Origin of the sequence: Methylocystis sp. Sn-Cys (genome assembly GCF_016745395.1) — a bacterium.
Taxonomy (GTDB): Bacteria; Pseudomonadota; Alphaproteobacteria; order Rhizobiales; family Beijerinckiaceae; genus Methylocystis; species Methylocystis iwaonis.
Genome location: NZ_JAERVJ010000001.1, coordinates 465,565 through 478,217, shown reverse-complemented (window position 1 = coordinate 478,217; position 12,653 = coordinate 465,565). Strand labels below are relative to the sequence as shown.

9 protein-coding genes are annotated in these 12,653 nt (G+C 60.2%); all 9 read left to right on the top strand.

Annotated features, from left to right (window positions below; translation table 11 throughout):
- The first annotated feature begins 399 nt into the window (after positions 1-399).
- The 9 genes from JJT62_RS02230 to JJT62_RS02190 all read left to right on the top strand — a co-directional run bounded on the left by JJT62_RS02230 (position 400) and on the right by JJT62_RS02190 (position 12,649).
- Positions 400-2,796 carry a TonB-dependent siderophore receptor gene (locus JJT62_RS02230; RefSeq protein WP_202071045.1) on the top strand — a complete coding sequence of 799 codons (2,397 nt, stop codon included), beginning with the start codon at positions 400-402 and terminating at the stop codon, positions 2,794-2,796.
- A gap of 76 nt (positions 2,797-2,872) precedes the next feature.
- Positions 2,873-4,123, top strand: coding sequence for a PepSY domain-containing protein (locus tag JJT62_RS02225; RefSeq protein ID WP_246744653.1), 1,251 nt, complete (start codon positions 2,873-2,875; stop codon positions 4,121-4,123).
- A gap of 406 nt (positions 4,124-4,529) precedes the next feature.
- Positions 4,530-5,747, top strand: a complete 1,218-nt coding sequence (locus tag JJT62_RS02220; RefSeq protein WP_202071044.1) for an efflux RND transporter periplasmic adaptor subunit — start codon at positions 4,530-4,532, stop codon at positions 5,745-5,747.
- Positions 5,744-6,484, top strand: a complete 741-nt coding sequence (locus tag JJT62_RS02215) for an ABC transporter ATP-binding protein (RefSeq protein WP_202071043.1) — start codon at positions 5,744-5,746, stop codon at positions 6,482-6,484. The genes JJT62_RS02220 and JJT62_RS02215 overlap by 4 nt, the downstream gene beginning before the upstream one ends.
- Positions 6,481-7,701: an ABC transporter permease gene (locus JJT62_RS02210; RefSeq protein WP_202071042.1), complete on the top strand. Its 1,221-nt coding sequence runs from the start codon at positions 6,481-6,483 to the stop codon at positions 7,699-7,701. The genes JJT62_RS02215 and JJT62_RS02210 overlap by 4 nt, the downstream gene beginning before the upstream one ends.
- A 66-nt stretch (positions 7,702-7,767) precedes the next feature.
- Positions 7,768-8,988 carry an ABC transporter permease gene (locus JJT62_RS02205; RefSeq protein ID WP_202071041.1) on the top strand — a complete coding sequence of 407 codons (1,221 nt, stop codon included), beginning with the start codon at positions 7,768-7,770 and terminating at the stop codon, positions 8,986-8,988.
- Positions 8,979-10,508 (top strand): efflux transporter outer membrane subunit, encoded by a 1,530-nt coding sequence (locus tag JJT62_RS02200; protein WP_370568469.1) that lies wholly within the window; start codon positions 8,979-8,981, stop codon positions 10,506-10,508. The genes JJT62_RS02205 and JJT62_RS02200 overlap by 10 nt, the downstream gene beginning before the upstream one ends.
- A 1,185-nt stretch (positions 10,509-11,693) precedes the next feature.
- Complete coding sequence (locus tag JJT62_RS19480) at positions 11,694-11,912, top strand: sigma factor (protein ID WP_202071040.1); 219 nt, start codon at positions 11,694-11,696, stop codon at positions 11,910-11,912.
- Positions 11,913-12,028: 116 nt separating this feature from the next.
- The gene (locus JJT62_RS02190) at positions 12,029-12,649 is read left to right on the top strand and encodes an ATP-binding cassette domain-containing protein (RefSeq protein WP_370568468.1); all 621 of its coding nucleotides are present in this window, start codon (positions 12,029-12,031) and stop codon (positions 12,647-12,649) included.
- Positions 12,650-12,653 lie beyond the last annotated feature (4 nt).

Here is a 12,653-nt window from a genome sequence, read left to right as displayed (position 1 = left end):
TCTCGCATCTTCCTGCAGGCTCGGCGCACGCTCAGATTGACTCGTCGTTGTCACAGCCCTTGTCAAACTGCTCGGCGATTGACATTGCAGATAAATCGACGCCTCCAGCAGGTGGCCAAATTGCGCTATGCTGTGTTTTTCATCATGGCGGCGATGACCAATTTTTGGCTCCCACCCGCTCGAAACGGATTGACGACCAAGCCTATTCAAATAATCAGCCTGCCGTTCCCAGAATCTTTGACGATACTCGTATCGCTGACGTTGAGCGTACTGGCTGGCTGAGTTCCTGGTCCGCGCTGGCCCCTCCTCGTACCTCCTGACTCTCATCGCCGTTCGAGGCCGTGCGCCTCGCTCCCATTGAGATATTAGCGGCTCAAACGCCGCATCAGGAATATGGCTATGCTTCTCAGTGTCTTCACGCGCGGCGTTTCCGCCGGCGCGCTCACTCTTGCGTTCTCCACCTGGGCCGTCGCCCAGCAGTCCCTGCCCACGATCGACGTGGGCGGCCAGCGACGTGCGGCGGCTGCGCGCACGCCAACGCACCGCGGCCAAGCTGCTTCGGTCGGTTCGGTCGGGCAGCCTTCGACGGCAGTTCCGCTTAATACGTCCGGCCTGCGGCTCGAGCCGAAAACGCCGACCGAGGCCTATATCGTTCGCAATGCCGATTCGGCGACCAAGATGGACGTTCCGATCAAGGAGATTCCTCAATCGATCGAAGTGATCCCCAGGCAGGTGCTGGTCGATCAACAGGTGACAAACCTCAAGGACGCGGTCAGCAATGCCAGCGGCGTGCTCTCGAACAATCTCGAGGGCCTCGGCGCGCAGTTCCATATACGTGGATTCAGGCAGAACTTCATATTCAGAAATGCGCTGTCCTTGTCGCAATTTACCAGTATGCCAATGCTTGTGGACACCGCCAATGTCGAGCGCGTCGAGGTGCTCAAGGGCCCCTCGTCGATACTTTTCGGCAGAGCGGATCCTGGCGGCGTCATCAATATCGTCACCAAGCAGCCGCTTGATGAGCCGCTCTATCGCGTCGACCAGCAGATCGGCTCCTATGATCACTACAGAACTCAGTGGGATGTCTCGGCGCCCATCGCCGAGGTTCCCGGCCTCGCCTACCGGGTGTCGGGCGCTTATCAGAATAATGGTTCGTTTCGCCAGTTTCAGGGTGGACGCAGGGCGTTTCTCGCCCCGGTCGTGCGTTATAGCCCGTCGGCCTGGACAGAGTTCACGGCCGAGGCCGAACTCCTGACCTCCAGGATACAGCAGGATCTCGGACTTCCGAGCGGCTCGCTTTTTGGCCCCCTGATCGCGCCACTCCCGCACACGCGTTCGTTCCAGGAGGCGAACGACCCGAAGGACACTTTCGATCGATATCTCGTCAGCTATAACTTCCGCCAGAATCTCAACGATGACTGGAAGGTGACCAATCGTTTTCTCTATCAGGACAGTCGCTCTGCCTCGAACATGTTGTCGAACGCAGGCTTTGGCCAGTTTGCTTACGACACGAGCTTCAACCCCGAGCAGTTTTTTCAGATGAACAGGCAAACGCAGTTTCAGGACTTTAAAAGGTACAATCTTTCGACAAATATCGACCTCAGCGGCAAGTTCGAGGCGCTCGGCGCCAAGCACAATTTTCTGTTCGGGCTGGATTACGCGAATCTAGGTTACGACTATGTCTATAATTTTGGGTTCGATAATTATCCGATCAACATCTACGCCCCCGTTTACGGAACCGTGCCGAACTCGGCGTTCTATGACTCCGTGATCGGGCGCGGCTACAAGTCCAGCTCCTCGGTGGTGGCGCGTCAGAAAGGAATGTACGTTCAGGATTATATTACCTTCGACCGGCTGCATCTGATGATCGGCGCGCGCTACGACATCGCCGACCTAACGAGAGGCAAGTCGCGATCCAATTTCGGCCTGTTCCCGGTTCTGGCGTCCGACAAGGAACTGGCGATCGCGGCTCGCCTTCGTCAGCCAACCACCATCTCTACCGGCTGGAGCCCGCGCGTCGGCGTCGTCTTCGACATTCTGCCCGAACTCAGCGCCTACGCCAGCTATTCCAGATCTTTCGGCCCACAGGCTGCTTTCGACGCCAAAAGCGTCGCCCTCCCGCCGGAGCGTGCCCTGCAATGGGAAGTCGGATTCAAGGCGCAGCCGCTTCCCGGCCTGCTCGCCACGCTTGCATTCTACCAGATCACGAAATCCAACGTCGCGACTGCGCTATTCGGAACAGTTGGAGTGTCGCAGCTTGCAGGTCTGCAGCGCAGCCGCGGCGTCGAGTTCGATTTGATCGGCGCGCTGACGGATCGCATGACGGTCATCGCCAACTACGCCTATATCAACGCGAAGGTGATAGACGACAATGCGCCGAACCGGCTGAATCCATTCGGTCTTCTTGATAGTGCGGTGTTCGGCGCACAGGGCGGCTTTCTCGGCAACCATCTCGAATTCGCGCCTCGTCACAGCGGCAAGCTGTTTCTCACTTACGACTTCGGGGACAACGGTCTTGGCTTTCGCGCCGGCGGCGGCGTGACCGCCTCCTCCAATTGGTGGGGCGATCTCGAGAATACATTCGTTATGCCCGGTTTTGCGCGGCTCGACGGATTCGCCAGCTACACGGCGGAACTCTACGGACACAGGATAACGGCGCAGCTCAACCTGCAAAACATCAACAATGTGCGTTACTTCGACGCCGTCGACGATACGTTCAACTACAACGCGGCGCCCAAATTCAGGATTCCCGCTCGTCCGTTCACGGCAGTGGGAGCGCTGAGCTTCAAATGGTGAGCGCGAACCTTCGCGACCTCAGGCCGTCCCGAAACGGGGCGGCCTCTTAGCCCTTCTCGTATCGAGGAGCCTTTTGATGTTGACGCGCGCGTTCTGGGTCTGGCTTCACCGCTGGGCGGGCCTCGTGATGGCTGGCTTTCTCATCGTCGTCGGGCTGACGGGAAGCCTGCTGGTGTTTTGGCTCGAAATTAATCATTGGCTGACGCCGGAGATGTATCCGGGCGATCGGCCCGGGATCACGCTCGATGCCGCGACGTTGGCGCGCCGCGCCGAGGCGATCGTTCCGCAGGCGCAAACGAAGACCGTATATCTCGGCTATCCCGGCTCGGTGATGATCGGCATGGAGGCGCGTGAGGGCGCCGCGCCGCTCGATTTTGACTACATCCATCTCGATCCGATCGACGGACATGAACGCGGGCGCGCGGCATGGCATGGACTGCCGAAGACGAAGACCGACATCATGCCCTTCGTCTACGCCCTACACATGTATCTCGCGATGAGCGGGATCGGCGACTGGATACTTGGCGTTGTCGCGTTCTTATGGACGATCGACTGCTTCGTCGGGTTCTACCTGACGCTGCCGACGCCGACCGGCCATTCGCGCAAAGGGTTTCTCGCGCGCTGGAAGCCGGCTTGGCTCATTAAGTGGCGCGGCTCCTCAGCCTACCGCGTCAATTTCGATCTCCACCGCGCCTTCGGACTTTGGCTCTGGGTCATGCTGCTGATATTCGCCTGGTCCAGTGTCTATTTGGATCTCAATTTCGTTTACACGCGCGTGACGCAATTCGTGCTCGATTATGAGCAGCCGATGTGGGCGCGTAGTGACGTCAAGCCGCCGGCGCCGTCGGGCCGGGAGCCGATGTCATGGGAAGAGGCGCTGGCGACCGGAGAGCGCCTGATGGCGACCGAGGCCACCAAGCGCGGCTTAACGATCGAACGCGTTCTCGCGCTATACCATTCCAAGCAGCTCGGCGGCTGGGAGTATCGCGTGCGCTCGTCAAGAGACATCGGCGACAAATACGGATCGACGTCGGTTTATTTCGACGCCTTCGACGGAAGGTTGCTCGGCGTCAAAATCCCTACGGGAGAGCAGAGCGGGACGACGGTGACGACGTGGCTCGTACAGCTTCACACCGCAAATCTGTTCGGCATGCCTTACAAGATTTTCGTCTGCGCCCTCGGCCTCGTCATAACGACGCTGTCCGGCACGGGCGTTTACATCTGGTGGCGGAAGCGGCGCGCGCGGAAGCGCCACGTAACTGGAGCTTCGCTTGCGGGTGTGCCGGCGAGCAGGAGTCCCGCTGAGTATTTCAGGCTTTTACGCTAAGGAGGAATTTATGCGCTCTCGCAATATCGATATGCAACTGCTCCGCCGCAGAATTTCGCGCCCGGCGCGTTTTGGCTTATGCGCGCGCGCCGCTTGTCGCGTTTCTGCGCGACCGGCTCGTTTCCCTTTCGACGCCGCCGCGATTGATGCTTTCGCGGCGTCATCGACGGCGGACCGGATCATGAACTCATGTGCCGTTTCACGATCGAGGGGGACGGGCAAGGACGCTCCTTCGTCGTGCCGCTGAGCCAGCTCTCTTTAGGCCGGGACATCCAGTTTCCAAATGCGCTCTCGCGTGAGTCTCGAATAGATTACCGACAACGATCGGAGCGCGCGGCCGGGGTACGGCGGCAAGGATCACGCGCGTGATTTGTCGTATACTGGCGTTTACTGGAGTTTCTTTCCAATGAGGATCGACGCAAAGGGAAAGAAAATTTCGATCGTCGGCGCGCTCGTATTTTCTGCGGTGGTTTTGTGCCTGACTCTCTGGTGGTCTTTCGGTAGCGGAAACGCCGACGCGACGCGCCTCTACCAAACGCAACTCCTTGGCCGCGGCGTCGTCGAGCGGAGCGTTACGGCGTCTGGCGCGGTCAAAGCGCTGGTGACGGTCGACGTGGGTTCGCAAGTTTCCGGGCCGATCACGGAGATGAAGGTCGATTTCAACAGCAAAGTGAAACAGGGCGATCTCATCGCCGTGATCGATCGCGCGCCGTTCGACGCGAAAGTGCAGGCCGCCTCGGCTAATCTCGCGATCGCCAGGGCGGATGTCTCGCGGCGCGAGGCGGCGATGGCGAAGCTGCAAAAGCAGCTTGGTCTGCTCGATCGCAATGTCGGGCGCTACAGCGCGCTGGCGTCGGCCGCGGGCGTCTCCCGCCAGCAGCTCGATCAGGCGCAAACGGAGAGCGGCGCCACGCGCCATGAACTCAGCGCGGCGCAAGCTGACCTCGAGTCGGCGAAAGCGACTGTCGCGCTGCGGCAGGCCGAATGCGATCAAGCCCAGATCAATTTCGATCGCACTTTGATCAAATCGCCAATCAACGGCGTGGTGATCGACCGAAGGATGCAGCGCGGGCAGACCGTGACGGCGGAGTATCAGACGCCCGTATTGTTTCAGATCGCACAGGACCTGTCGCAAATACAGATTCTGGCGCAGGTCGACGAGGCGGATGTCGGCGCCATCCGCGTTGGCGACGAAGTGAAGTTCACCGTCGAGACCTTTCCCGTCGAAACCTTTTACGGCGTCGTCGAGCAGATACGGCTGGCGGCGACGAAAACGAGCGGCGTCGTGACCTACACGGTCGTCGTTCGCGCGCAAAACCCGGACATGCGGCTTTTTCCGGATATGACGGCGACGGTTCGGATCGTGACGGCCCGACGCGAGAATGTGCTGAACACGCCAAACGAAGCGTTACGGTTTCATCCCTCCGCCGCCGTTTCGGACGACGCCGCGCCGCGCGCGGGGCAGACACGCCTCTGGGTTCTCGACGCGACAAATTCGCTGAAGTCGCGATCCGTTCGCCTGGGCGTCAAGGGTGACGCGGCGACCGAGATTCTCGACGGCGATCTGAAGCCGGGCGACGCGGCGATCCTGCGGGCGACAGTCGCCGCGACGCCGGAGAAATGACAGTGTCCTCCGCGTCGCCAGATCCCGCCATCGAATGCGTGGGGCTGACCAAGACTTACAATCTGGGGAACGAGAAAGTGCACGCTTTGCGCGGGGTGAGCTTTTCCGTCGCGCGCGGCGAGTTTGTCGCGATCATGGGCGCGTCCGGATCCGGCAAATCGACGATGGCGAATCTGATCGGGGCGCTCGATACGCCGACGTCCGGCGTCTTGAAGATCCACGGCCAGGCCGTGGCGTCGATGACGGGCGATGATCTTGCGCATTTGCGCAATCTTAGCATCGGCTTTGTATTTCAGCAGTTCAATGTGATGGCGCGGATGTCGGCGCTCGAAAACGTCATGCTGCCGCTCGCCTATTCGTCACGACCGGGCGTCGACGCCTTCGAGTGTGCGCGCGCGCGATTGCAGCAGGTCGGGCTCGGCGACAGACTCAGCCATCGGCCCAATCAGCTTTCCGGTGGACAGCAACAGCGCGTCGCGATCGCCCGCGCGCTGGTGAATGATCCCAAAATCGTCATCGCCGACGAACCGACGGGGGCGCTCGACACGCATAATTCGCATGAGATCATGTCGCTTCTTTCGTCACTCAACGAAGAAGGGCTGACGCTGGTCGTCATCACGCACGAGCCTGATATCGCGGCCTATGCCGATCGGCTACTGCGCTTTTGCGACGGCGAGATTGTCGAAGACGTGTGTCAGCGTCGCAGCGGCGCGCGTGCGAAGGAGCCAATGGCGTGACGCTTCAGACGCTTTTTCGAGAGGCGATCAACGCGCTTCGACTGAATCTACTACGCAGCGCGTTGACGGCGTTCGGCGTCATCATCGGCGTCGGCAGTCTCGTCTTGATGAGCGCGGCGAATTCGGGCGCGAACAAGCTCGTCGAGCGCCAGATCTCCGATCAGGGCACGGATGCGCTCGTCGTTCGCGCGGCCAAGGTGGAGAATGCGCTCCGGCGCGGCGCGGTGGTCGTCCTAACCGACCAGGACGCGAATGCGGTCCGTGAACTGGTCTCGAACATACAATATCTGTCGCGCGAGGTTTACAGTAAAGTCCCGCTTGTCGCGGGAAACTCTAGCTGGATCACCGAATATTGGGGAGTCGACGCGTCATACGAGCAGGTTTGGGGCGTCAAGCTTTCCGAGGGGCGGTTTTTCGACGAGGCCGAGGCGCGTTCCGGCGCAAAGGTCATCGTCATCGGCGCGACAGTTGCAAGAAAGCTGTTCGGAACTGCGTCTCCGCTGGATCAGACAGTCCGCCTGGGCACTATACCCGTCCGTATCATCGGCGTGCGCAGGAAGCGCGGCTCCTTCGGTGGCGTCGATGAGGATAATTTCATCATTCTTCCGATCAAGACGGCGCGCGCGCATATCCCAAACTCGGAAATGTCGACCGCTCGACAACTCAGCCTGATCGATATGAAAGTTTCTCCAGGCGCCAACCGCGAGAAGGTCAAACAGGACGTTCTCGCGCTTCTGCGCGAGCGCAAGCATTTGCGCGGCGCGCAGGAGGACAAGCTCGATGTGATCGACCTCACGCAGATGGTTCAGTTGCTGAACACGACACAATCCACGCTGAACCGGCTTCTCCTCGCGACGGCGGCGATCCTGCTTCTCGTCGGCGGGGTCGGGATCATGAATATCATGCTCGTGTCGGTCACCGAGCGCACGCGGGAAATCGGACTTCGCATGGCGATCGGCGCGCGCCGGCGCGACATACTCCTGCAGTTTCTGGCCGAAGCCGTCACGCTGTCCGTTGTTGCGGGACTGATCGGTCTCATGATCGGCCTCGCGGGAAGCGTTCTCGTGGCGCGCCTCGTGGACTGGCCGCTCATTATCCCGCCATTGGGCGCAGCGGCGGCCACTCTGGTTTCTGTCAGCGTCGGGATCATATTCGGCTACCTACCCGCGCGCCGCGGGGCGGGATTGAATCCAATCGACGCTTTGAGGAGGAAGTAACGCCTTGCGATTTTCCAGCGGCGGCAAGCAGCGACGGCGCGGCGCGCTCGCAAAGGAGTCGACGGCATGACTCCGCGCACGCTCCTGCAGGAGGCGGCCACGGCGCTTCGCTCGAATCTGCTGCGCAGCGCCCTGACGGCGATCGGGGTCATCATCGGCGTCAGCGGCCTCGTCGTCATGAGCGCGGCCAATGCGGGCGCGAATAAACTCGTCGAGCGGCAGATCGCCAGCGCGGGCACGGATGTGCTTTTCGTATTCACGACCAAGGTGGAGAATGCGCTCCGGCGCGGCGTGGCGGTCGTCCTAACCGACCAGGACGCGAATGCGGTTCGTGAGGTCATCCCCAACCTGCAATATCTGTCGCGAGAAATAAACGGCGGCGTCACCGTGGTCGCCGGCGATAAGAGCTGGAACACCAAATATTATGCCGTCGAGGCGACCTATCAGACGGTTTTCGGCGTCAAGCTCCTCGAGGGCCAATTCTTCGACGAGGAAGAGGTTCGCGCCGGCGCGAAAGTGGTCGTTCTTGGAGCGACCGTCAAAGAAAAATTATTCGGAAACGAGTCGCCGCTGGATCAGACCGTGCGCCTCGGCGCCGCTCCGGTTCGCATCATCGGCGTGCGGACGAGGCTCGGTTCGATGGGCGGCGAGAATATGGACAATTACATCTATCTTCCGATCACGACGGCGCGCGCGCATCTGCCGAATTCCGCATTGTCGAGCCCCCGGCAAATCAGCTCCATCGACATGAAAGTCAGGCCCGGCGCCGACCGCGAGAAGGTCAAAGAGGAGGTTCTTGCGCTATTACGCGAGCGCAAACATCTCGTCGGCGCTCAGGAGGACAAGCTCAACGTCTTCGACTCGACCCGATTTGTCGAGCTGCTGAACACGACGCAAACCTCTCTAACCTGGCTTCTCTCGGCGGCCGCCGCGATCTCGCTCTTCGTCGGTGGCGTCGGGATCATGAACATCATGCTCGTCTCCGTCACCGAGCGCACGCAGGAAATCGGGCTGCGCATGGCGATCGGCGCGCGCAAGCGCGATATCCTCCTGCAGTTTCTCGTCGAGGCCGTCACGCTATGCGTCGTCGCAGGGATCATCGGTCTTGGTATCGGCCTCGCGGGAAGCGCGCTCGTCGCGCTCCTGGTGGACTGGCCGCTCATTGTCCCTCCGGTGAGCGTCGCGGCGGCTCTGTTGGTCTCCGTCGGCGTCGGCGTGCTCTTCGGCTATCTCCCGGCGCGTCGGGCGGCGGGATTGAATCCGATCGACGCGCTGAGGTGGGAGTAGACTATGAGATTGCGGCTTCCCACGCTGCTGGTCGCGATGCTGCCGGCGTTCGCCGGAAGCGGCTGCAATCTCGACTGGGAGAAGCCGGATCTTGGCGCGCCGCCGCCCGAACGATTTCGCGCAGCGAGACCACGTTCCGCGCCGCCGCTGCGCGCGACTTCGTGCCGCTCTTCCGATCAAGGGAACTGACCGGATTCGTTGACCAGGCGCTCGATCAAAATCTCGACATCGGCGCGGCGGTCGCCCGGATAGAGCAGGCCGACGCGCAGGCGAGGGTGTCGAGCGCGGCGCTGTGGCCGTCTCTATCGGTGAATAACATCGCCCAGACGAACCGCACCCCGGGAACGGTCCTGGTCCCCACATCCGGCGCGGGTGGACTGACGCCCGCGAGTTCCGACGCCCTCGCCACTTCTGACTTCCAGGCTGTCAGCTTCGGCTTCTTTCAGCTTGGTCTGACCGCAAGCTATGAGATCGATTTTTGGGGCAAGATTCAGGACGCTTCCAGCGCTGCGCGGCTTCTCGCCAACGCCAGCCGCTTCGACCGCGACGTCGTGGAAATCACGACAATCGCCGCGGTGCTGAACGCCTATTTTCAGACTCTGGCGGCGCGCGACCGTCTCCGCATCGCCCGCGACAATGTCCGGATCGCAACCGAGGTGTTCGAGACGATCAAGCTGCGGTTCGGCGTCGGCACGGCGACGGGGATGGACGTCGCGCAGCAGCAAGCGATCCTCGCGGATCAACGCGCCTCGATTCCGCCGCTTGAGCAAAATTTGCAGCAGACGGAAAACCTCCTCGCGGTGCTGCTCGGCCGCGCGCCCGAGGACTTGCTGCTCGAGGGCGGATCGCTGGCGAAGCTCGCTGTTCCGGCTGTCGCGCCCGGCTTGCCGTCGGAAGTGTTGCTGCGCCGTCCGGATATTGCGCGGGCGGAAGCAAGACTCGCCTCGCAGGAATTTTCCGTGCTTCGCGCGCGCGCCGCGTTTTTTCCTTCGATCACTCTCACCGGACTCTATGGCTTGCAAAGCGCGCTTCTGAAAAACCTGCTGCGGCCCGAGGCCGTCGCCTGGCAATTCGGGTCCGAAGTGGCGCAACCTCTATTCGACGGCTACGCCTTGCAGGGACAATATGAGTTGCAGAAAGGCAGATATCAGGAGCTCGCGACCCTTTACCGCAAGCAGATTCTCTCCGCCTTGACGGATGTCGAGAACGCGCTCGTAGCCGCGCGCGAGACGGAGCGTCAGGTAATGCTGCAGGTCGAATCAGTCACGGCCTGGCGCCGCGCCTATGCAACAGCGTTGGCGCGGCTGCGCGAGGGGACCATCGACACCGTCACGCTCGCCATAACGCAGACCTCGCTCTTCCAGAGCCAGGATCGCCTTGCGCAGGCACGTCTGGCGCGCTTCCGAGCTGCGACCAGCCTCTATCAGGCGCTGGGCGGCGGTTGGTCGCCAACAACCCGCGACATCGAGATCGCGCAGGCGAACTCAGTCTACGAAGCCGAAAAGGGACCCTGGCCGTAGTCTCTCGTCGTCACCGCCGCACCCTCGACAGGCTTGTATCAGACGCCGAGCTGCCAGGAAGCCAAACTGGCAGGCATTGTGGAGCGGATCGGCGCCTGCGGAAACGACCGCGCGGGTTCTCGATCCCGATGGAGTAAATCCGCGCCTATCGGCCTCATCCTTCATCTCGTCGCCCAGAAGCATTCCTGAGGCACGTCAACCAAGTCACATGCGCCCAGCGGTGCTTCACACGGCGCCGTGGGACGAAGGAGGCGATCGAAAGGATTGTTTTCGGTCGCGAGCCTGAGAGGCTTGCCGCGGTCATGAGCGCCGAGGAAGTCGTTCCTGGAAGCGGTTGACGGACTACGCAACCGCGTCGCGCTGGCGACCGCTTATGCGGTAGGTTTACGGGTCAGAGAAGTTACGCTTCTGAAGGTCGCCTCGATCGACAGCACGCGGATGTTGATCGACGTCGAGATCGGTAAAGGCGGCAAGGGGCGCGTGACGTGGTGTGAAATGGACCCGCGGTTGCGTTCTAGCCTATTTGGAGATAGGAAAGATTTGGTTGAGGACTGCGCGGCGGCATTCTCTCATGTTTCGTACGATTTTCATTGTGTTTCTGGTATTGGCCCAGTCTGCTTTTTTGGGGCTGGGGTCTGCCAATCCGTTCGTAGCTCATAACGAGCAGGGTATTCAGGACGTAATATGCTCTACCAGCAATCTAAAAGAGCCGCTGTTGGCTTCCGACAGCGCATGCCGATTTGATGGCGTTTGTTGCCTTACCTCTTGTTCATGCTCATCACTTTTCCAAGGTCCCATCTCGCGCGGGTTCACGACGCGCACGCAGCTTGAAGCGCGCACGCATACGCTAAATGCGTCACTCCCTATTGGGCGCTATTGTTCGAGTTCATCGCCTCACCAACCCCGCGCGCCGCCTGTCCAATCCTAACATTGCATTTTTTCATATCTGCACCATCAGCGCCGTGAAAAAAGCGATTGATTTGGATCACTCGCGACTTTGATGCGCATCGTCTTGCGGTGGTGTTCTTCATTCGCTTGTCCCGCACGATCGTGCTGGCGAATGTAGTTCTGCGCCCACGGTTCTGAAGCGGTCCTCGGCGACGATGGATTGAGTCGGAACTGAACTTGGTGCAGCAGATCGGCTTTTTAACTGTTTTTAGCGCTCCAAATTTATGGGAGGCTTGAATGCGGCTCTCTAATGCGGCGATTGAAACCCTGTATCGAGATGAACATAAATCTCTGTGTAGAGTAACTCGGCGGAAAATGAACCACCAGGACTCGGAAGACGTTGCGCAAGAGGCGTTCCTCCGCTTACTCGAAATGGAACGGCGCGAGACCATAGCCGACCCACGTAGTTATCTTTTTCGTATTGGGTTGAATGTAACATTGAGAGACTGGGTCTGAGCCTCTCCAAGGAGACCGATGTTAACTCTCGGACAACGCCCGACTTTGCGCTCGCTCGGCCTGCCGCCCTGGAACTCAGCAAAATTACGCATCTCTATCGGAGTGAAGAATCTGAGGTGCGTCATCAACTCGGCCCGATCAACCTTCGCATTGACCCTGGCGCGCTTCTGTTCGTGACGGGCGGCAATGGGAGTGGAAAAACTACGCTGGCGCTGATTTTACTTGGCTTGTTTCCCCCCGACGACGGCGAGATCAAATTGGGCGGCCGCCGGGTTACGTACGAAAATCGCGAATCCTATCGCCAGAATTTCTCGGCGGTGTTTGCGGACGCCTACGTATTCGATTCCCTTCTTGGCTATTCCGGCATCGAGTCGCAGGCGCGGGCGCAGGAAATGCTTGTAGCGTTGAAGCTCGAAAACAAACTTCAGATCAAGGACGGCCGATTCTCAACGACGGAGTTATTGCGGGGGCAGCGGAAGAGACTTGCGTTGCTAACCGCGTATGTCGAAGATCGACCGTTTTATTTGTTCGATGAATGGGCAGCCGAGCAGGACCCGCAGTTCCGAGACGTTTTTTACCACCAACTGCTGCCGGAGCTCAAGGCGCGTGGCAAGACCGTGATCGTCATCACCCATGACGATCGCTATTTCCATATTGCTGATCAGGTATTGCGAATGCACGCCGGCAAAATCGTATCTTTTGCCGAACAACCTCGAACGACCGAGTTGCAATCGTGATAAG

What these genes read in the sequence shown, in the direction of transcription:
- JJT62_RS02230 (WP_202071045.1), top strand. Translation starts at nt 400, where the DNA reads ATGCTTCTCAGTGTCTTCACGCGCGGCGTTTCCGCCGGCGCGCTCACT.
- JJT62_RS02225 (WP_246744653.1), top strand. Translation starts at nt 2,873, where the DNA reads ATGTTGACGCGCGCGTTCTGGGTCTGGCTTCACCGCTGGGCGGGCCTC.
- JJT62_RS02220 (WP_202071044.1), top strand. Translation starts at nt 4,530, where the DNA reads ATGAGGATCGACGCAAAGGGAAAGAAAATTTCGATCGTCGGCGCGCTC.
- JJT62_RS02215 (WP_202071043.1), top strand. Translation starts at nt 5,744, where the DNA reads ATGACAGTGTCCTCCGCGTCGCCAGATCCCGCCATCGAATGCGTGGGG.
- JJT62_RS02205 (WP_202071041.1), top strand. Translation starts at nt 7,768, where the DNA reads ATGACTCCGCGCACGCTCCTGCAGGAGGCGGCCACGGCGCTTCGCTCG.
- JJT62_RS19480 (WP_202071040.1), top strand. Translation starts at nt 11,694, where the DNA reads ATGCGGCTCTCTAATGCGGCGATTGAAACCCTGTATCGAGATGAACAT.